This window comes from Trinickia dabaoshanensis, from assembly GCF_002879885.1.
Taxonomy (GTDB): Bacteria; Pseudomonadota; Gammaproteobacteria; order Burkholderiales; family Burkholderiaceae; genus Trinickia; species Trinickia dabaoshanensis.
The window spans coordinates 14,856-34,907 of the sequence record NZ_PNYA01000037.1; the positions used below are offsets into that span (position 1 = coordinate 14,856).

The window sequence follows — 20,052 nt, forward strand, 5'->3', positions numbered from 1 at the left end:
CGCGCATCGTGAAAACCTTCAACGACAAAGTCGCGGCGATCACGGGGGCGTCGTCCGGCATAGGGCGGGCCCTGGCCTTGGCGCTGGCGCGGCAAGGATGCCATCTCGCCCTCTCCGATGTGGATGCACGCGCGCTGGCCGAGACGGCCGCTTTGGCCGAAGCCGCCGCGTGCTCGGCCGATGCGGCGAGCCCGGCTGGCGTGCGCGTGACGACTTCGGTCGTCGACGTGGCCGAGCGCGCGGCCATGCTCGAGTGGGCGCGTGCAACGCATGAACAGCATGGGCGCGTGAATTTGATATTCAACAACGCCGGCGTCGCGCTTTCGAGCACGGTGGAAGGCATGGCCTACGAGGATCTCGAATGGATCGTCTCCATCAATTTTTGGGGCGTCGTACACGGTACGAAAGCGTTTCTTCCGTATTTGAAGGCCTCGGGCGACGGGCATATCGTCAACACGTCGAGCGTGTTCGGCCTGTTCTCGCAGCCCGGCATGAGCGCCTATAACGCGACGAAGTTCGCCGTGCGCGGCTTCACCGAATCGCTGCGCGAAGAGCTCGATATGCTGCGATGCGGGGTGTCCGCCACGTGCGTTCACCCGGGCGGCATCCGCACCAACATCGCTCGCACGAGCCGCATTTCATCGAATATGTGCGGCTTCCTCATCGAAGACGACCGGCAAGGCCGGCGCGACTTCGAGCGGCTTTTCATCACGAGCGCGGAGCAGGCTGCCCGCGCGATTCTCGACGGCGTGCGGCATAACCGGCGCCGCGTGCTGATCGGGCGCGATGCGCACGCGGCCGACTGGCTGGCACGCATACTGCCGTCGGCCTATCAAGCACTCGTTGTTCGATCGGCGCTGCGCATGAGTCGCGCCGCGCGCAAGCGCGCCTCACGCGCGCACGCCGCCACCATGGAGAACGAACTGCCATGACGATGCCCGTACGCCGCGATTTGCGGTTCCCCCTGCCCTCCGAGCGCGCGTGCGACTGGCATGCGTTGGGCCCCTACGTCACGCATTTCTTCAACGCGTTGTCGCTGCTCTTTCCGGCCGGCGAGCGCTACTTCATCGATAGCGTGCGTTACTATCGCGACCGTATCGAAGACCCCGAACTGAAGAAGCAGGTGCTGGGCTTCATCGGACAGGAAGCCATGCACACGCGCGAGCATATCGAGTACAACGAAACGCTCAAAGCCGCGGGACTACCCGCCGCGCACCTCGAGAAGTATGTCGTGAGGCTGCTCGATTTCGGGCGCAGAAATGCACCGCACTCGGTCCAACTCGCTCAAACCGTCGCACTCGAACACTACACCGCCATGCTGGCCGGCATGCTGTTGGACGACGAGACGCGGATCGCAAGCGGCGTTCCCATCTACGCGCAACTGTGGACATGGCATGCGCTCGAGGAGACCGAGCATAAGGCCGTCTCGTTCGACGTTTGGAATGCCGTCATGAGACCGGGACTGAAGCGATACCTGATAAGAGCCGCCGCGATGTTGCAGATCACGCTGATGTTCTGGACGATCGTGTTTTGGTTTCACACCCGCTTGCTGATCGCCGACCGGCATCGAGGCGGTCACGTGCGAGGCATCTGGACCCTGATGCGCTTTCTATTCGGACGGCGCGGCGTGTTTCCGACCATCGCCCTCGATTGGTTGCGCTTTTTCAAGCCCAGCTTCCATCCGTGGGACCACGACAATCGCAGCCAGCTCGCGCGCATCGATTCCGTCGTCGCCGCCGTCGAAGCGGCGGGCGGCCGCGATAAGCCGAGCGCGGTGCGGGCCCGCATGATGGCGCGATCGCAAAAATCGGCATGACGCAGGCAGGTGCCATCGATCGTGCGCATCGCGCCTGCGAGACGCTGACGGTGCCATCGGGCGACGTGAGTCTCGCCGTCTATGCGAGCGGACCGCCGGATGCGCCGTGCATCGTGCTCGTGCACGGCTACCCCGATTCCGCGCGCGTGTGGGACGCCGTGCGCGCGCGGCTCGATAACCGCTTTCGCGTGATTGTTTATGACGTACGCGGTGCGGGCGCCTCGTCGGCGCCTGCGACACTCGCTGGTTACCGTCTGGAACACTTGGCTTGCGACCTCGCCGCCGTTGCCGACGCGACGTGCGGCGCGAGGCCGTTTCATCTCGTAGGACACGATTGGGGATCGGTGCAAAGCTGGGAATCCGTAACGAGCCCGGCGTTCGATGGACGCATCGCTTCCTTCACGTCGATCTCCGGGCCTTCGCTCGATTACGCGGGCGTCTTGCTGCGCGAGAGCAATCGATGGAAGTCCGCGCGCGCTCTCTTTGCAAGCATGCGGCAGATGCTCCAATCCACCTATATCTATTTCTTTCTGCTGCCGCGGCTGCCCGAATTTGCTTGGCGCCGGCTGTGGGCTCCGACCTGGACGCTCTGGCTTCGAGCGACCGAGGGCTTGAGTACGACGGCCGACCCGGCCCTATTGCGCAATGCGATCAATGGGCTCGGGCTGTATCGCGCTAATTTCGTCGAGCGGCTGCGCAAGCCTCGCGCACGCGCTACCCATACGCCCGTGCAGTTCATCGTGCCGATGCGCGATCGCTATGTGGGCCCGTCGTTATCCACGGGCTTGGATCGCTGGCTCGGCCCGCATCGCCGGATCGAACTCGACGCGACGCATTGGGTGTTGCTCAGTCACGCCGACGCCGTCGCGCGAACGGTCATCGAATTTATCGACGAAATCCCGCCGCGCGACGCCCCGCTGACGCGGACAATCAGTTCGGTTGCGCCCCCGGGCTTTTCCACAAATTGAATTCGAACGATTGGAACAACTGAAAGCGCTCCTCGGCACTCGTGCAAACCGTGCCTTCGGCCGCCCTCATCGCCGCCGCGTCGAATGACGGGTTCCCGCCCGATTCCGCCAACGTCAGTTGCTTGACGATGTTCGGCGGCCACACGGTGATGCGGACGATGACCGTTCCGGTCTGGTGGGCCCGCTGCGCATCGATGGGATATTCGGGGAGCGGGATATGGCAGGTGACCTGCTTGCCTGCCACCTCCTTCGTGACCACGCGTTCGTGCAGCGGGGCCGACGAGGGCAAAGACGCGGCCGGTGCCGGCAGAGCGAGGCTAGGCGACGGGTCCGCACTCGGCAAAGCTTGCCCCGAATGCGCCGGGGCCGGCGGAGACAGCGCTTGCGATGCGCAGACCGGCATGCGCTGACCGAGTCGAAATTGAACGGGACATTGATCCGAGTCGCGGATGCTGGCGCAACCGGTAAGGATCAAAGCTGCGGCGATGCATGCTGTTTTCTTCATTTTTCGTTCGATTTGGGCAATGGTGACATGCAGTCGACGAGCCTACAGTCGATGCGCGCCTGTAGTTAACGGCAACCGAACGAACAATCTTTAGGGTTTCTCGAGGGAAGAATATCTATCAATTATTCAATACGACCTCAATTTCATCGATTCATTCATGGCACAAAATCGATCGAATCAAAAAGCCCATATTGGGATCGAACTCCCCCAATGGGGACGATTCGAACTCGCATCACCAGTGTCATCGGTCGGGTATCCATACCAGAGCCATGCGTGCGGACATCGCCGGCGCGGCTACGAACCGTCCTAGGATCGATAGCTGAATTCAATTGGCAAGGCCGAGCCCACCCAACTTAAATAACGAGACGCGCCCGGGGCATACGATCTCCGTGCGCCTCCCACGGAGATCGAAATGACGCAACCGAACGTGGACGACCTGGTGCAATCCATCGCAAGCGACACCGGCGCCCCGCCCGAAACCGTGTCGCGGATGGTTTCGCAGACTTGGCAAGCCTTCAGCGACGGTGCCCGCATCACCGACTACCTCCCCGTCCTCGTGACGAAGCGCGTTCGCGAAGATCTACGCAGCCAAAGTCGTCACAACCACCACTGATTCATCAGACATAAGCATGCGACAGCGTGCCACACCGGCACGCTATCGTCGTTTCTGCCGCCCCATCCGCGCTCAGGCCGGCTCTCGGCTGAACTCCTAGCCGGCCGCGTGCGGCATATATCGCAGCTTCCCCTCGATCCGGCGCGCAGAACGATTTATTGCGCCGATGCCTTATCCAACGCTCACGATAAAGCATCCACGTAGGTACAGACATGACTGTCTGCCCATATCGCATGTCAGCCAATTGAAAATATCCGGCGTTTCAAGGCGCGTTTGTTTTCAATCGATTTCTTTTCATTTCCCAGTGAGGCAAAATCGCCGAACTGCCGCACGGCCGAGCGCATCGATTCGCAGCCAAAAGAGGGGACCAGAACGAAGCTATCCCATCTCATGGAGGAGTCATGTTCGAATCGTCCCTTGCGCGCCGCGCCTCACCCGCCGGGGCACGCATGCGCGCGCCGCGCCTCGCTTGCCTCTTGCTTTTGGCCGGCCTCGCCGCATCCCCGTTGTGTCATGCCGATGCCGCGTCCGCCTTGCCGCCCCCGCCGTCCGTGCTGTACGGGGACTTGTTCGTCGCCGTACAGATGCAGCAAATCTTCCCCGACCAGAAGACGTTCGTCGATGCGGTACCCAAAGGCGACCCGGCCGCGATCGTTCAGCAGTACGAACAATCGAAGAATCAACCGAACTTCGATCTAAAGCAGTTCGTCCTCGCGAATTTCACCTTGCCGAGCGAGCCGGTCATCACGCCGCCGAGCGGCCAAACGCTGCGCGAACATATCGATTGGCTCTGGCCCAAGCTGACGAGAACGACGACGGCGGCCGATGTCCCCCCGAACAGTTCGCTGATCCCGCTGCCGAAGCCGTACGTGGTGCCGGGCGGGCGCTTCCGCGAAGGCTACTACTGGGACACCTATTTCACGATGCTGGGCTTGCAGGAATCGGGGCATGAGGACCTCGTCGACGACATGCTCGACGACTTTGCCTACGAGATCGATCAATTCGGACACATCCCCAACGGCAACCGTACCTACTATCTCAGCCGCTCCCAGCCGCCGTTCTTCGGTCTCATGGTGCAGTTGGCCGCCAAAGCGGAAGGCGAGCGCGCCTATAAGAAGTACCTGCCCGAGCTGAAGAAGGAGTACGCCTACTGGATGACGGGCGCGGATACGACGCCGCGCGGGCAAGCCACGCGCAACGTCGTGGTCTTTCAGGACGGTACCGTCTTGAACCGGTATTGGGACGAGCGCGACACGCCGCGCGACGAGTCGTACTACGAGGATGTCTCGACGGCCAAGCAAGCCGCCGGCCGCGATCCCAAGCGGGTCTATCGCGACTTGCGCGGCGCCGCCGAATCGGGTTGGGACTTCAGCTCTCGTTGGTTCGGCGACGGCAAAACCCTCGCGACGATCCGCACGACGTCGATCGTCCCCGTCGACCTGAACAGCCTGCTGTTCTCGCTCGAGGCGACGATCGCGAAAGCCTGCGCGCTCTCGCTCGATTTCCGATGCACGGCCGACTACGTCCAAAAGGCCGAACGTCGCGCCTATGCCATCAACCGATACCTTTGGAATCCCAGCGGTTATTACGGCGACTACGATTGGCGGCTCGGCAAGCTGACCGGCCGCGTGTCGGCCGCGGCCGCTTATCCGCTATTCGTGCGTGTGGCGTGGCCCGATCGCGCCCACAAAACGCTGCGCATGCTCGAGGCGCAATTGCTCCAGCCGCGCGGCTTGGCGACGACGACGGTCGACACCGGACAGCAATGGGATGCACCGAATGGATGGGCCCCGCTGCATTGGCTGACGCTCAAGGGCGCCCGCCATTACGGCGACCAGCCATTCGCGAAAGAAGTCGGTACGCGCTTTCTCGCGGATGTGAAGCAAGTTTATGCGTCGGATCAGAAGCTCGTTGAAAAATACGTCGTCGAAGGCCCCAATGCCGGCGGTGGCGGCGGCGGTGAATATCCGCTGCAAGACGGCTTCGGCTGGACCAACGGCGTCACGTTGAAACTGCTCGACATGTACGCCCCGGGCGAATAGCGGCACGCGCCGATTCGTATTCGGCGGCGCCTATCGCGCCGCCGAGCCGGTTCGGCCTCGTATCGGTAGTAATATTCGAGTCGCCCGATATCGCCGCAATGCCGCGGCTCGAATTGGCACGTTTTCTCAATTCGGATTTTCAATGGAAGATTTGCTGCCGCACTACGAACGCGAACTCGCCATGCTGCGCCGCTCGTTGCACGAGTTCGCGTCGCGCTATCCCAAGATCGCCGCGCGACTGGCGGTGTCGGGCGAGCACTCGGACGACCCTCACGTCGAGCGGATGCTGCAATCGTTCGCGTTGCTGGCCGCGCGCATCGATACCCGGCTCGACGACGACTATCCGGAATTCACCGAGGGGATGCTGCAGACGCTGTATCCGCACTACCTGCGGCCCTACCCGTCGTGCTCGATCGTCGAATTCGACATCGAAGGGTTGTTCGAGGGCCTGTCGAGCCCGGTCACGATCGCGCGCGGCACCGACATCGTCACGAAAGACCGGCCGTGCCGCTTTCGCACGGCTTACGACGTCACGCTCGCACCGATGCGCATTAGGAGCGCGCGTTATCTGCGCAGCGCGGCGGCGCCGGCCAATGCCTCGCTGCCGCCCGACACGTCCGGGCTCGTCGCCATCACGTTCGCTCGAGCCGCGGGCGCGGCGGGCTTGCATGCCATCTCGCCATCGACGATCCGCCTGCATGCGCACGGCCAGCGCGAGATCGTCACGACGCTGACCGATACGCTTCTCATGCGCGCCACGAAAGCGTTCGTCGAAGCCGACGGGAGCGGACGCTGGATCGCGCTCGATCGGTTTCCCGTGAAGGCGGCGGGGTTCGACGCCGACGACGCGCTCGTCGAAACGGGCGCGACGGCCAGCGCGCAATTCCGGTTGCTCGCGGAGTACTTCGCGTTTCCCGACAAGTTCGATTTCTTCGATGTCGATGCGGCCTCGATGCTGGCCGCGACCGGCCCCTGCTCGACACTGACGCTGTACTTGGTGATCGAAGGCGTCCACGACGATTCCTGGGCCGGACAGCGCATGGCGCAACTGAGCGAGAAGCACCTCAAGCTCTTTTGCACGCCCGTCGTCAACTTATTCGAGACGAAAGCTGAGCCGATCAAGATCGATCCGCTGACGCAGGCCTACGCCGTCACGCCCAAGGTGCAGAAATCGACGAGCACGTCCGACTTCGAAATCTATTCGGTCGATGCCGTCTACCCCGAAAAGCAATCGCCCTCGAGCCCCGGCGCGTTCCAGCCGTTCTTCGGGCTCATGCACGGAAGCGCCGCGACGCTGGGCGGCCCCTACTGGGTCGTGCGCAGCGACGACGACCCGGAACACCGAGACATCGCGCATACGACGCTGGCGTTCGTCGGCCTCGACGGTCACCCGGCCGTGGTTCCCGTCTCGCAGGTGGCCGTGGACGTCACCTGCACGAACCGCAATCTGCCTTCGACGCTGCCTTACGGCTCGGCCACGGGCGACTTGATGATCGAGGGCGGTTCGGTGGCATGCCGCCTCGTATTGTTGCGCCGGCCGACGCAGAGCGTCCGCGCGCAGCAAAGTCACGGCGCGCTATGGCGGCTCATTGCCCAATTCACGCCGCACGCCATGTCGCTGAGCCCCGAAGGGCTCGACGAGATCAAGCGTCTCTTGCGCCAATTCGCTACGCTCTCGCCCGCGCCCGCGCGCCAGATCGAAGGCGTCGCATTCATCGGCTCGCGCTCGACGATGCAGTGGATCGTCATGGAGCCGTGCCCCGCCCTCGTCCGCGGCATCGAAGTCACGCTCGCCGTCGACGAGCAAGCGTTCTCGGGCAACAGCGTAAGCGCGTTCATCGAAGTGATGGACGGCTTTTTCGCTCCGTTCGCGCCGGTCAATAGCTTCGTGCAACTCGTCGTGCTCTCCAAATCCACGGGCGCCTTGCTCCGCCGATGCGAGCCGCGTCAAGGAGCGGTCGCGCTTCTGTAGCCGCGGGACGTTTGCCGCGCGGCAAATGTCCCCGCAAGGCCGATCGCTAGCACCGTAGCCCATGCGCCGCAGCCGACTTGCATCAAGCAATCCGCGCGGATATGCGCGGTGTATTGCCGCACATCGCCGCGCGCGGCATGCTTCGGCGATGCTGCAATGCGTCGATTTTTTGCTTACTCGTCAGTGCGTTAATCGAAGTCGATACGGTAAATTGCCGCATGCTGCGCGCTCGGCGCACGCCGCATGCGGTGCAGCATTTTTTTCTCCGCTGATCTACGCTTGCGACCGGCTGCTCATGCAGTGCGCGTCGACACCGGCCGGCGCGCGTCGCTCGTCACCAGCATCAGGTATCAGCTATGGAAACGTCTTCGTTCAACGCTTTCGACCTCGCGCGCATTCAGTTCGCCTTTACCGTTTCGTTTCATATCGTCTTTCCGGCTTTGAGTATCGGGCTGTCGAGCTTCATCGCCGTGCTCGAATGGCGATGGCTCAAAACAGGCAAAGCCTATTACAAGGACCTGTGCCTGTTCTGGTCGAAGATCTTCGCCGTCGCTTTCGGCATGGGGGTCGTCTCGGGCGTCGTCATGGCCTACGAGTTCGGCACCAACTGGGCCAGCTTCTCCAAATTCGCGGGCCCCATCACCGGCGCATTGCTCACCTACGAGGTCATGACCGCGTTTTTCCTCGAGGCAGGCTTTCTCGGGATCATGCTGTTCGGCTGGAACAAGGTCGGGCCGCGGGCCCATTTCGCGGCGACACTCACGGTGGCTGTGGGCACGCTGATGTCGGCGTTTTGGATCCTCGCATCCAATAGCTGGATGCAGACGCCGCAAGGATTCGCGATCGTCGGCGGTCAGGCAGTGCCCGTCGATTGGTTCAAGATCGTGTTCAACCCTTCGTTCCCTTACCGCCTAGTCCACATGACGCTCGCCGCGTTCCTCGTGGCCGCGCTCGTCGTCGCCGCGACAGGCGCTTGGCACTTGCTGAAGGGACGGCGCGATCCCGCCGTCAAGAAGATGTTCGCGATGGCCATGTGGATGCTGCTCGCGCTCGCGCCGCTGCAGGCATTCGTGGGCGATCAGCATGGCTTGAACACGCTGCGCTATCAGCCCGCGAAGATCGCCGCCATCGAAGGGCTGTGGGATACCGAGACGGGCGGCACCGCGCTCAATCTGTTCGGCGTGCCCGATATGCAAGCGGAAACGACGCGTTACGCGCTCTCCGTCCCGCACTTGGGCAGCCTGCTGCTGACGCATACGTGGGACGGCGAAATCCGTGGCCTGAAGTCGTTCAAGCCCGACGAACGCCCGAATTCGACCGTGGTGTTCTGGAGCTTTCGCGTGATGGTCGGCCTCGGCATCTTGATGATCGTTCTAGCCGTCTGCGCTTGGCTCCTGAATCGGCGGGGCCGCCTTTACGACACGCGATGGTTTCATCGCTTCGCACTCCTCATGGGTCCGAGCGGCTTCGTCACGCTGCTGGCCGGCTGGGTGACCACCGAGGTCGGCCGTCAACCTTGGGTCGTCTACGGCGTCATGCGCACGGCCCAGGCCATGTCTCCGCTCACCGCGCAGCAAGTCGGCCTCTCGCTGATGACGTTCGTCGTCGTGTACTTCCTCGTGTTCGGTACGGGCGTGTACTACATGCTCAAGCTCATGCATGCGGGGCCGCGGATCACGAAGGCAGGCGAGGATACCCGCGAAGCCGGAACCGGCGGCCGCCGCGCTCTGCCCGTCACCGCCTGAGCGATCCACGCAGCGCCACCGTTACCGAACTTTCGTCATTCGAGGATGCATATGGATTTCACCGTCGTCTGGGCCGCGATCATCGCGCTCGGTCTGCTGCTTTACGTCGTGTTGGATGGGTTCGATCTCGGCATCGGGATCGTCTTTCCGCTGTTTCCCGACGAACGCGAACGCGATCTCATGATGAACACCGTCGCCCCTGTGTGGGACGGTAACGAAACATGGCTCGTGCTGGGAGGCGCCGCGCTGTTCGGCGCATTCCCGATCGTCTATGCCACTGTGCTGTCGGCGCTTTATCTGCCGCTCGTCGCCATGCTCGCGTGCTTGATTTTGCGCGGCGTGTCGTTCGAGATCCGGGGCAAAGCCTCGCGCACGAAGCACTTGTGGGACCTCGCTTTCATCGGCGGTTCGACGGGCGCGGCGTTTTTTCAGGGCGTCTCGCTCGGCGCGTTCGTGCAAGGCATTCCACTTGCAAACGGGGAATTCGCCGGCGATGCGTTCGGCTGGCTGACGCCGTTCGCGCTGCTCACCGGGCTCGGCGTCGTCGCCACGTATGCGCTGCTCGGGTGCTGCTGGCTCGTCGCGAAAACGGAGGGCGACATCCAACGCCGTCTGCATCGGCTCGTGTGGCCGCTCACGCTCGTGCTGGTCGCGTTCATCGCGGCCGTCAGTATTTGGACGCCGTTGCAAGAGCCCGGTGTGGCCGCGCGCTGGTTCAGCGCTCAGTGGTTTTATCGCATGCTGCCCGCACCGTTCCTCGTGGCTCTGTGCGCGTATTTCATGCGGCGCGCGGCGCGCGAGCGTCACCATACGCGCCCGTTCCTGCTGGCGATGGGCTTTGTCGTGCTCGGCTACGCGGGGCTGCTCGCCACGCTATGGCCGTATGCCATTCCTTCGTCCGTCACGCTGTGGGAAGCGGCGGCACCCGAGCGCACCCTCACGTTCACGCTGACGGGCGCGGTCGTCATCTTGCCGATCATTCTGGCTTATACGATGCTCGGCTACTGGGTCTTCCGTGGGAAGGTACGTCATGGCGAGCATCACTATCACTAAGCGGCGCGGCGCGCTGCCGCGCTGGGTTTGGTTCGTCGTCCTCTGGGCCGCTGGCGTGACGGGCGCCGTGCTGCTCGGCGAGGCATTCAAGCTCTTAATGAACCTCACGCTGTTCGCCGTCGCGAAGTAACGCATTCACGTTCGGTCGCGGCAGCGCGCGTATCCAATCGCACACGGCGGCGATGTTGCGCGCGCTGCCGCCGTGCCTCGATGCGTCCGGGTAGACGAGCCAGAAAGAGAACCGGTGCAGCACAGGCCCGAACGGCGCGACGAGTTCACCCGTGCGCAGTTCCCGCTCGATCAGCGGCAGATTCACGAGCGCCACGCCCTGGCCCGCGATCGCCGCGCCGATCGCGTGCGACTCGTCGGAGAACTTCAGATCCTGCCGCTGCGTCAGTGTCACGCCGGCCACGCTTGCCCATGCGGCCCAATCGGGCACATTGCGCAGCTTCGCCTGCCACTCCGAGTGAATCAATGCGTGCGTCCGCAAATCGCTCGGATCGCGCAGCCCCAAACGCGGATGCCATACAGGCGCATAGGCGTCGTCGAACAGGTGTTCGGCCACGAGCCCCGGCCAATGACCCGCCCCGTAACGAATCGCGACGTCGGCATGTTCGCCGGGAATCGTCACGGGGCTATCGGCCGCATGGATGCGCAGATCGAGTTCGGCGCACGCGGCTTGAAACGATGCGATCGACGGTGCGAGCCACCGCGCGGCCAATGCCGTCGTCGTGCTGATCGTCACGGTTTCGCGCGGGCTGGCTTGCCGAATCCCGGCAAGCGCCGACTCGAATGCGTCGAACCCTTTCGAGAGCACGGGCAATAACGCCGCGCCTTGCGGCGTCAAGACGAGCGAGCGCACACGGCGCTCGAAGAGCGGCGCGCCGATCGACTCCTCCAATTGCCGCACTTGATGGCTAATGGCAGTCGGCGTGACGGCCAACTCCTCTCCCGCCAGCTTCATGCTCATGTGGCGCGCGACGGCTTCGAACGCGCGCAAGGCGTTCAACGATGGCAGGTTTCTCATACGCTTCGGTGCGCCGGCGGCACGGATGAGTTTTTCTTGGCCGTGTCGACGCAAATTCCTCGTTTGTCGGATCGCATCGTGCGTTCGTATAGTCGTGACGCATGCGATAGATCGCTTCACATGCGCATTCCAACCCGAACGAGCGAGCATCATGACACGTATTTTGCATTTGGATTCGAGCGCCCGCGCCGGCGTATCCGGCGTTTGCCCGCATGGCTCTCACACGCGCCGGCTATCGGCGCGCTTCGTCGCGCGCTGGCGCGAGTCGATGCCCGGCGCCATAGTGACGCGCCGCGACATCGGCGCCGCGCCGCCCTCACCCGTCACCGGCGAGTGGATTCATGCGGCGTTCACACGTCCGGCCGAGCGCGATGGATCGATGCGGGCCGTATTAGCGCCCAGCGATGCGCTCGTGGACGAACTGCTCGCCGCCGACATCGTCGTTGCCGGGGTGCCGATGTACAACTTCGGGCCTCCCGCGCAATTCAAGGCCTATATCGATAACGTGGTGCGTGTCGGCCGCACGTTCGGCTTCGATCGCAATCGTCCGGGCGATCCGTATTGGCCGTTGCTGGCGGGGCAAGACAAACGTTTGGTGCTATTGAGTTCGCGCGGCGACTACGGCTACGATGCGCCACGGCTTGCCGAGCGCAACCATGTCGAAGCGAGCATCGCCACCGCGTTCGCCTATATCGGCATCGACGAGGTGCATTGCATCGCGATCGAATACGACGAGTTCGGCGATGCGCGGCTCGCGCAATCGATCGAGGCGGCCGAGCGCGACGTGGACGCGCTCGTCGATCGGCTCATCGCACGAATCGGATCGACGACGATCGATGCGTGAAGCCGACCGAGGCCGTATCAGCGCGTGGACGGAGACGGTAGCGGCACGTCGCGAAGGCCGGCCGGCAGATCCTCCCCACCAGGACCGCCGGCTTCGCCAGTCAGCCCCGTTGGTCCCATCAGCCCCATCAGCCGAGCGAGCACGGGCCATTTGACGAGCGCTTCTTCATAGGCAAGCCGCGCTTGCTCGTCGAAATAGCGATTCGGATCGACCTCGGGCACATGGCGCGCGAGGCCGCCGATATCGTTGATGGGCCAGCCCCGGCCCCGTGTGTCGTCGACGTTCAATTTTGATCCACCCATACGCCGTCAGGCGTTTTCACGGCATACCCGTTCGCTGTCTTCAGCGTCACCGTGCCTTCGTTCTCGCCGACCATCTGCGTTTGCGGCAAACCGGCCGCATACTGCGAGAGCGCCACACCGGGCTTGAACGGGCTGTTCGACACGAGGTTCGACAGCAATTGCGCGAGCGCAAGAAAGCTCGTGGGCGTATCGATGACGGTGGTCGGGCCGTGCGCGCCCGGCAGTCCCACGATCCGCACGCCCACGGGACCATGGATAATGCGAGGGGTGGGAATCTCGCGCAATCCCGCGATCTGGTTCGCATCACCGCGCAGCGCCGCGCCATGCTCGGGCACGAACACGATCACGGCGCGCCGGCCCGACTTCGCGATAAGGTCCGCCAATTGATCGACCTCGTTCATCAACGTATTGACGCGGTACGGATACGACTCGAGGCTCGACAGCTTTTCCTTGCCGATGACCCGATTGCCGTCGTGCAAGCTGATCGTGTTGTAGTAGAGCGCCACCGGCCCGGGCGTCTGCGCACGTTTGGCGTACCAATTCGCCCATGTCGAGTAATCGTCGTGGACGACCGACCCGTCGAACGCGTGCATCGTCACCGCCGCGTCGGCATTCGATTGAACCGTCACGCCCGGCACGGCCGCGTTTTCCTTGGCGAGATCGAGGAAGTTGTCGAAGTGCCCGTCGTGATTCATCAAGATCTGCGGCGTAAAGCCCGCACGCGCGAGATCGCTGAGCAAATAGCACTGCTGCGGCGCCGGTTTGTACAAGTCGGCATGCGCCTCTTGTCCGCAGCTCGCCCGCAGCACGCGTATCGCGGCCGGGCCGCTGTAACTCGCCGCCGTGCTGAAGTTCGTCAGCAAATAATCGAAGTGGCTCAGCATCGGGTTGTCGCGCGCCTTCGCGACATCGAGGTCGTCCCAAGACAACGAGCAAATGTGCAAGATGATGACGTCGAATTGTTCGTTCGGGTTGGCGCTGAGTTTGCCGAACGTGACTTGACGCTGCGATTCGGCCGTACGGAACGCCGCGAGCGCTGCATTATGATCGAGCGGTTGCTCGACCACGGAGGTGGTGCGCGCGCCGTTGGCCGAAGCGCTTTGCGCGGAGCTAATCGCGAGGCTGGCGAAGTGCCAAATCGGCAACGCCACCAACGCGACGACGACGAAGCTCGCCACGCGTAGCCAGCGATTCACGAGCCAATGCCCGAGCACGACAGCCACGACTGCGACGATGATCGCGGGCGGTAGGAATCGACTCGCGAGCTCCACCCAGTAACCGGCCGTGAACGATTCGAGACCCGAGGCTTCCTCCATCACGCGTGAGAACGGCGGCACGATGGCCTCGTGGTAAAGCAGCGGCACACCGATACCCAGGCCGGCGATGAAACGTACGATGCGCCAAGCGCGCTGCCGAATCGGGCTCGTCAACGCCAATACAGCCACGAACGCGAGGTTCGCCAGCCACAAGGGCTTGAGATGTCCCGTCGCGAACAACGACAGCTTCAGGATGAAATAAAGATTCCAAAACGTCATGAACTGATTTCCTTGCGCATCGGTGTCAATACCGGGCTCGATCGAGTGCCAACAGCGAGCGCACCGAGCGCATCGCCCCTTGGGCCAAACGAGCGTATCCCTCGACACCCATCAGCATCACTTCCTTGAAGCCGGCCAACGGCATGTCCTCCATGGGCCGCTCCTCGCCGCTCAGCCATGCATCGGCGCGGCCGAACGTGCACTGCACGAACTGGCGCTCCTGCTCCAGCGTCAACGCCTCGAATTGCAGGCCTAAATGTCTGCCCGCCAACCGTGTGACGCGAGCGGGAAAATGGAAGATGCGATCGCCGCGGCTGAGCGTGACGTGCAACGTCTGTCCACGCTCGAACGCCATGCCGTCCGCGGGCAATTCCAGCCCGAGCCCGCCCGTCGAATAATCGCTCGTCATGCATGCGAGCGTCGTGCCGTCGGCGAGCAACAGCGTGGCGGGCACGCGCATGGCGATCCGATGCGTCACGCGCACCTGCTTGGCCTCGCTGGCCACGCTCACCGCGGCACCGAGCAACGCGAGGTTGTAGATCGTCCACACCATGTTCATGAGGATCGTCGGCCCCTCGCCGTTCGCGTTGAACGCAAGCCGGTACGCGCCCGCCAAGAAGGCCACGAGATTCAAGCCGAGCAGCACGAGATAGGGCTTCGAGACGCTCCAGTCGAAATAGCCTTCGTCGACGCGCCCGCCTTTCTCGGTCACATTGAACTTGCCGTGTTTGGGACTGAAGAAGGCAAACGTCGTCGGCAAGGCGATGTACCAGGCCAGCACGGATTCGTAGACTTCCGCCCAGAACGAATGCCGGTATTGGCCTTGCATGCGCGAATTCGCGATGTTCGAGATGAAGATGTACGGAAGCACGTAGCTCGCGATCGTGGTGGCCGCCGCGTTGATGAAATACAACTGGAAGAACAGATACGCCATCGGCATGACGAGGAAGATCAACCGCGGCACGCCGTAGAAGAAATGCATCATCGCGTTGCCGTAGCAAAGCCGCTGGAAAAAGCCAAGGCCGCGCCCGAGAAACGGATTGTCGATGCGAAAGATTTGCGCCATGCCGCGCGCCCAGCGCGTGCGCTGTTTGATGTGGCCGGCCAAGCTCTCGGTCGCGAGACCGGCGGCCTGAACCGTCGGCAAGTAGGCCGTCGTATAGCCTTGCCGATGCAATCGCAACGCCGTATGCGCGTCCTCGGTCACCGTTTCGACGGCGACGCCGCCGACGGCTTGCAACGGCCCGCGCTTGATGATCGCGCAAGAGCCGCAGAAAAACGAGGCGTTCCACAGATCGTTGCCGGCTTGCACGAGACCGTAGAACAGCTTGCCCTCGTTCGGCACGCGATTGAACGTGCCCAGGTTGCGCTCGAACGGATCGGGCGAAAAAAAGTGATGCGGCGTTTGCACCATCGCGCACTGGGGGTCGCGCAAGAACGTGCCCATCGTCATCTGCAAGAACGAACGCGTCGGCACGTGATCGCAATCGAATATCGCGATGTATTCGCCCTTCGTCACCTTGAGCGCCGCATTGATGTTGCCCGCCTTGGCGTTGCGGTTATCGGCGCGCGTCAAGTATTCGATGCCCGCCTCGCGAGCGAATGCTTCGAATTCGGGGCGGCGTCCGTCGTCGAGCAGGTACACGCGCAGTTTCGAGGACGGCCAATCGACGCCCTGCGCCGCGAATACGGCGGGACGCACGACCGACAGCGGTTCGTTATAGGTGGGAATGTAAATATCCACCGTCGGCCACGTCGACGGGTCGGCCGGCAAACGCGCCACCGTGCGGTTCAGCGGCCACGCCGTTTGGATCATGCCGAACGTCATGATCAGCCAGGTATACATCTCCGCCGAAAACAGCGCGTAACCGACGATCGCCTCCATCGGCGTACGAAACGTCAACGTTTCGGTCACGCGCCAAAGGATGTAACGCCCCATCGCGAGCAGCGAGAGCGTGGCGAGGATCAGCACCGGCAAGCGTCCCGGGAAACGGCGCACGATGAGCGCGACGGCGATCGTCAGCGCGAAAAATTGCACTTGGCCCGCGGCCTGGAGCGGCGACGCGCCCACGCCGGTCCATAGCAACGCGCCGAGCACGGTCAGCAGCGGCAACAACCAGCGCACGTGGCCGATGCGCTCGGTCCCGCTTTCGAGCGCTTCGCCCCAGCGCTGCCACGGGAGCAACGCGAGCAGCGCCTCGAATCGCCGCCACGCGGCGCGCACGGCGAGCACCGCCGGCAACAAGATGCGTTCGATGCGATCGAACGTTTGTCTGGCGCGCGATATCCCGGGCTGCGCCCGCGGCCGTGGCGGCCGAACGAATGCGCGCCATAGCCACGAACGCCCACTGCGCGGATCGAGCACGCCCCAGTGCGCGGCCAGCGCGAGCAGCGCGGCGCGCGCCCACAGTGCCGGCCGATCGGGCTTGCCGGCCGGCGGCGGTCTGAACCATAGCCTAACGAGCCAATCGAGGGGCGTGCGCTGCTCGGGTAGACCGAGACCGAACGCAATCCAATCGATCGCACGGGTGCGCGCGCCGCGGAACGCTTCGACGAGGCGCGCTTTCATCGCGTGTGCTCCGAATCGACTGCCATGCCGACGTCGAGCGTGCCGTCCAGCCACGCATCGATCCAGTTCGCGAGTCCGTGCAAATCGTGCGAGGCCTGCGAATGCGGCGCTTCATCGAACAACCATTCGCCGCGGGCCAGCGACTCAGGCATCGCGGCATCGAAATGCACGCGGTGGGCTAACTCCAACGCGTCGCCGACGGCCGCGCGCAGCAAGACGAGCGCGTCGCGCTGCATATCTCGCGCGGGGTTGAGGCGGTTGACGACGACTTTCACGAGCGCGCCCGTCTCACGTAGGCTAGGAAAGCAACGGGCGAGCGTCGCGCACCCGGCCGGATCGGGCGGCGTCACGCACAACACCAAATCGGCCGCGCGCACGGCTTGCGCCGCCTGCTGCGACGGAAAGCGCGCCGTATCGAGGAGCGCGACGCCGCGCGCGGGAAAATCGATACGAGCGAGCGCATCGACGAGCCAGTGCGGCTCTTGCGCCAGTCGCGCTTCGTACGCCGTACGCTCGGCAAGCGTCGTCTCTCCATGCGGCGCGAACAAGACACCGTCGGCATTGCGCCACGTGTTGCCGTGCCAAGGCTCCCCTTGCCCCGCCATCGCGTGACCGAGCCCCGCGCGCGCGAACGTATCCAAGCCGAGATGCGCGCCGAGCATGTTTTGCGGATCGAGATCCGCGGCGGCCACGGGGCGCCCGCGACGCGCGAGCAGAACAGCCAATGCGGCGGTCACGGTCGTCTTACCGGCACCGCCCACCGTCGACACGAGCGCAATCGTCTTCATCGCGCGTCTCCTTGCGCTTCTCGCCCGGGTTCGTCGGCCGCACGCTCGAGATCGGGCATCAAACGGCCCTTCAGCGCGACAGGCTCGATGACGCAGGGGATGGCGTCGTCGGGATTGAATCGGCGTGCGGCTTGCAAGCCGCGGCGAGCACCGAAGCGCTGCGACACGATCCATACCGGAACCGCAATGACGATGCCGGCCGCGAAGCATAGGAGCAAGAAGAACGTCATTTCGGGCTCTCCTCGCCGCGTAGGGGCATCGGCCAAGGTTGCGCCGCGCGCCGCGCGACGGTTGCGGCCCGGACCGCTCGTTGCGCCGGCCGCGTGCCGGCCGCGCTCGCTTCGTCCGGCGCACCGTTCGCGCGGCGAGCGGGCGAACCTTCGCGATTGATTTTTTCCAGCATGCTTTCCACGGCCATCAACTGCGATGCGGCATCGCCCGGCGTTGCCGCATCGGGCGGCGTATCGCCCGGCTCGCCGATCGCCGCGGCCCGTCGCGGTTCGCGCGACGGCGCGGCCTCGCTGAACAGATCGCTGTAATCGGCGATCGGTGCGCGGCGGTTCGCCTCGGCCAGTGCCTCGATCTCGCGCTCGATGCTCGCTTCGGCCAAGTAGACGACGCGATCCGACAGGTGCTCGACCGGCACCGTGAAGATATGGGCGAGCGCAACGTCCGCATCGGGCAAGCGGCACGCGAACAGGAAGACGTAAAGATGCGCGGCGTCGGCGGTGGCCACGTCGCCCGCCCGGCGCGGCGCGCAGTGTTTGAGCGCCTGCGCGTGAGCGATGTCCGGCAACAGCGTCACCTTGGCGAGCACATGGGGCAAATCGAGCACGGCGCCGCGCGCCAGCACCGCCTCGATACGCTCGCAAAACGCGGCGACGGGCAGATAACCGCGCACCTCGTCGGTCAGCGCGGCGGCTAGCGCGGCCCGGTAATCGTGCGCGATGGGCCGCGTATCGAGCTGACCCTGTAGCGAGCGGAGCAGCGACTGCACGCGCGAAAACGGCAACTCGCGGCCGACGATCAAGTTGGCCCCTAGGCTCAGCAGCAGCAATTCGTACTGATGACGAAGCGCCTCGCGGCGTTCGACCACGACGATTTTCAGCGCTCGCCCGCACTCGCGGCGCAACGCGTGCACGGCCGCGCACAACGGCTCGAGCGTCGAGCGGTCGCGAAAATCGAGCAGGACGGTGGCGGCTTGCGCGCCCACGCAGGCCGCTACCGCGGCCTGCTGGTCGTCCACGAGTTCCCACTCGGGGGGCACCCAGCTTTCGTTGGCGACGACGGCGCGCGTGACGACCACACGCGATTCGTCGCGTGCCAAGCGCAAGGCGGCTTGCGCGTTGCTATCGGCCACTTCGGGCGCGACGCTCAATCGTCCGTCTTCGGTGAAGCGCAACGCACGCGTTTCTCCCGTGGCCAATGCCCTGCCCGCGCGCCAAAACTCGACGTGCCAAAGCAGCTCGCCGTGCGTGCGTCCCATCCGGGCCACGCCGCCGCAGGCGCCGTGCAATTCCAGATAGCCCGGCTGCTGCGTGAGCTCTTGGCTCATGAAGCCGTCGGCGTTCGAATCGCGGGGTTTGCCGTCGTCGATCTTGGTCGGATCGAGCAGTAACACCAGCGCGATCCGCCGCGCCGCGCACCAGTTCGCGAGCAGATTCGCCTCGCGCGCGAGCGCATCGGGGTCGCCCCAGGTCAGCCAACGCTCGGCGCCCTCCACCAAATACAACGCGCTTTGACGAAAGCCGAACCGCTTGAGCGCACGCAAGCCGCCAAAGAGGCGCGCGAAGGCGACCCGTGTGCCCGGCGGCGGCGCGCCCGCGGGGACGGCGCCTGCGTCTTCACCGTCCGTCGCGCCCTCCGGCATCGCCAGCACGTTCAAGTTGCGCGGCCAGCCGCGCGCCGCGCCGCTCGCGCCGAATCCCAACTCCCGCATCCGCGCCGCCGCTCGTTCACGCGTGCGCGCGAGCACGAGCGTGACGTAGCGCGTGCGAGCGGCTTTCGCGGTACCCCAGATCAACGCATCGCACGCCGTCGTGCGCGGCTTGGCGTAGATCGCATAGAAGTGCCCCGGCGCCAATAGGGCCACTTCGTCGGGCAACGCTTCGATTGCGAGACGGCTGCCCGCCGGCACGGTTGCGCTCACGGCATCGCGCAACAGCACGCCGAGCCCGCGGCCGGCCGGCGCGTCCGCGGCGATCCCGCCTGCCCCGTGGGGCCGGTGCGCATCGTCGCGCTGCGGTGCGGGTTGCTTGCCTTCTTCCATCTTC

Annotated in this window: 19 protein-coding genes; 10 read left to right on the forward strand and 9 right to left on the reverse strand. The window is 64.3% G+C overall.

The annotated features are described in order from the left end of the window. Positions 1 to 8: 8 nt before the first annotated feature. Genes C0Z18_RS29055 through C0Z18_RS29065 form a run of 3 tightly spaced genes read left to right on the forward strand, consistent with a single transcriptional unit; the run spans position 9 to position 2,784 of the window. On the forward strand, positions 9 to 932 hold the full coding sequence (locus tag C0Z18_RS29055) for an SDR family NAD(P)-dependent oxidoreductase (RefSeq protein ID WP_102648902.1): 924 nt from the start codon (positions 9 to 11) through the stop codon (positions 930 to 932). Further along, positions 929 to 1,816 (forward strand): metal-dependent hydrolase, encoded by an 888-nt coding sequence (locus tag C0Z18_RS29060; protein WP_199189575.1) that lies wholly within the window; start codon positions 929 to 931, stop codon positions 1,814 to 1,816. Before C0Z18_RS29055 ends, C0Z18_RS29060 begins: the two co-directional genes overlap by 4 nt. Continuing rightward, entirely contained in the window at positions 1,813 to 2,784 is a 972-nt protein-coding gene (locus C0Z18_RS29065; protein WP_102648903.1) for an alpha/beta fold hydrolase, read from the forward strand. Before C0Z18_RS29060 ends, C0Z18_RS29065 begins: the two co-directional genes overlap by 4 nt. Here C0Z18_RS29065 and C0Z18_RS29070 read toward each other — a convergent pair. After that, positions 2,747 to 3,289: a TonB family protein gene (locus C0Z18_RS29070; RefSeq protein ID WP_102648904.1), complete on the reverse strand. Its 543-nt coding sequence runs from the start codon at positions 3,287 to 3,289 to the stop codon at positions 2,747 to 2,749. The two genes, C0Z18_RS29065 and C0Z18_RS29070, sit on opposite strands and share 38 nt — an antisense overlap. A 412-nt stretch (positions 3,290 to 3,701) precedes the next feature. Here C0Z18_RS29070 and C0Z18_RS29075 point away from each other — a divergent pair, with 412 nt between their 5' ends. Beyond that, positions 3,702 to 3,902: a DUF3562 domain-containing protein gene (locus C0Z18_RS29075; RefSeq protein ID WP_102648905.1), complete on the forward strand. Its 201-nt coding sequence runs from the start codon at positions 3,702 to 3,704 to the stop codon at positions 3,900 to 3,902. 236 nt (positions 3,903 to 4,138) lie between these two features. On the opposite strand, the gene C0Z18_RS33070 is transcribed toward C0Z18_RS29075, so the two are convergent. Continuing rightward, complete coding sequence (locus C0Z18_RS33070) at positions 4,139 to 4,294, reverse strand: hypothetical protein (RefSeq protein ID WP_158244327.1); 156 nt, start codon at positions 4,292 to 4,294, stop codon at positions 4,139 to 4,141. A gap of 9 nt (positions 4,295 to 4,303) precedes the next feature. Between C0Z18_RS33070 and treA the strand changes: the two genes are divergently transcribed. From treA to C0Z18_RS33075, 5 genes are all read left to right on the forward strand, one after another. Continuing rightward, positions 4,304 to 5,944, forward strand: coding sequence for an alpha,alpha-trehalase TreA (gene treA / locus C0Z18_RS29080; RefSeq protein WP_102648906.1), 1,641 nt, complete (start codon positions 4,304 to 4,306; stop codon positions 5,942 to 5,944). Between the two features lie 142 nt (positions 5,945 to 6,086). Continuing rightward, the gene (gene tssF / locus C0Z18_RS29085) at positions 6,087 to 7,916 is read left to right on the forward strand and encodes a type VI secretion system baseplate subunit TssF (protein WP_102648907.1); all 1,830 of its coding nucleotides are present in this window, start codon (positions 6,087 to 6,089) and stop codon (positions 7,914 to 7,916) included. 356 nt (positions 7,917 to 8,272) lie between these two features. Beyond that, positions 8,273 to 9,661 carry a cytochrome ubiquinol oxidase subunit I gene (locus C0Z18_RS29095; protein ID WP_102648909.1) on the forward strand — a complete coding sequence of 463 codons (1,389 nt, stop codon included), beginning with the start codon at positions 8,273 to 8,275 and terminating at the stop codon, positions 9,659 to 9,661. 51 nt (positions 9,662 to 9,712) lie between these two features. Beyond that, positions 9,713 to 10,714 carry a cytochrome d ubiquinol oxidase subunit II gene (cydB, locus tag C0Z18_RS29100; RefSeq protein WP_102648910.1) on the forward strand — a complete coding sequence of 334 codons (1,002 nt, stop codon included), beginning with the start codon at positions 9,713 to 9,715 and terminating at the stop codon, positions 10,712 to 10,714. Further along, on the forward strand, positions 10,692 to 10,844 hold the full coding sequence (locus tag C0Z18_RS33075) for a hypothetical protein (RefSeq protein WP_158244328.1): 153 nt from the start codon (positions 10,692 to 10,694) through the stop codon (positions 10,842 to 10,844). Before cydB ends, C0Z18_RS33075 begins: the two co-directional genes overlap by 23 nt. Here C0Z18_RS33075 and C0Z18_RS29105 read toward each other — a convergent pair. Continuing rightward, the gene (locus tag C0Z18_RS29105) at positions 10,809 to 11,741 is read right to left on the reverse strand and encodes a LysR substrate-binding domain-containing protein (RefSeq protein ID WP_102648953.1); all 933 of its coding nucleotides are present in this window, start codon (positions 11,739 to 11,741) and stop codon (positions 10,809 to 10,811) included. The genes C0Z18_RS33075 and C0Z18_RS29105 overlap by 36 nt on opposite strands. Positions 11,742 to 11,892: 151 nt before the next feature. On the opposite strand from C0Z18_RS29105, the gene C0Z18_RS29110 reads away from it, so the two are divergent. After that, on the forward strand, positions 11,893 to 12,585 hold the full coding sequence (locus tag C0Z18_RS29110) for an FMN-dependent NADH-azoreductase (RefSeq protein WP_102648911.1): 693 nt from the start codon (positions 11,893 to 11,895) through the stop codon (positions 12,583 to 12,585). A 17-nt stretch (positions 12,586 to 12,602) separates the two neighbouring features. Here the strand turns inward: C0Z18_RS29110 and C0Z18_RS33695 are convergent, their stop codons facing one another. Genes C0Z18_RS33695 through bcsE form a run of 6 tightly spaced genes read right to left on the reverse strand, consistent with a single transcriptional unit; the run spans position 12,603 to position 20,048 of the window. Beyond that, on the reverse strand, positions 12,603 to 12,887 hold the full coding sequence (locus tag C0Z18_RS33695; RefSeq protein ID WP_233217536.1) for a hypothetical protein: 285 nt from the start codon (positions 12,885 to 12,887) through the stop codon (positions 12,603 to 12,605). Continuing rightward, positions 12,869 to 14,422 (reverse strand): cellulose biosynthesis protein BcsG, encoded by a 1,554-nt coding sequence (gene bcsG, locus C0Z18_RS29120; RefSeq protein WP_102648912.1) that lies wholly within the window; start codon positions 14,420 to 14,422, stop codon positions 12,869 to 12,871. Before bcsG ends, C0Z18_RS33695 begins: the two co-directional genes overlap by 19 nt. 25 nt (positions 14,423 to 14,447) lie before the next feature. Then, the gene (bcsA, locus tag C0Z18_RS29125) at positions 14,448 to 16,991 is read right to left on the reverse strand and encodes a UDP-forming cellulose synthase catalytic subunit (protein WP_102648913.1); all 2,544 of its coding nucleotides are present in this window, start codon (positions 16,989 to 16,991) and stop codon (positions 14,448 to 14,450) included. Continuing rightward, entirely contained in the window at positions 16,988 to 17,779 is a 792-nt protein-coding gene (bcsQ, locus tag C0Z18_RS29130) for a cellulose biosynthesis protein BcsQ (RefSeq protein WP_102648914.1), read from the reverse strand. The genes bcsA and bcsQ overlap by 4 nt, the downstream gene beginning before the upstream one ends. Then, entirely contained in the window at positions 17,776 to 18,009 is a 234-nt protein-coding gene (locus tag C0Z18_RS29135; RefSeq protein ID WP_102648915.1) for a hypothetical protein, read from the reverse strand. Before C0Z18_RS29135 ends, bcsQ begins: the two co-directional genes overlap by 4 nt. Then, a complete protein-coding gene (gene bcsE / locus C0Z18_RS29140) occupies positions 18,006 to 20,048 on the reverse strand; it encodes a cellulose biosynthesis protein BcsE (protein WP_102648916.1) in 2,043 nt (680 codons plus the stop codon). Before bcsE ends, C0Z18_RS29135 begins: the two co-directional genes overlap by 4 nt. Between the last annotated feature and the right edge of the window lie 4 nt (positions 20,049 to 20,052).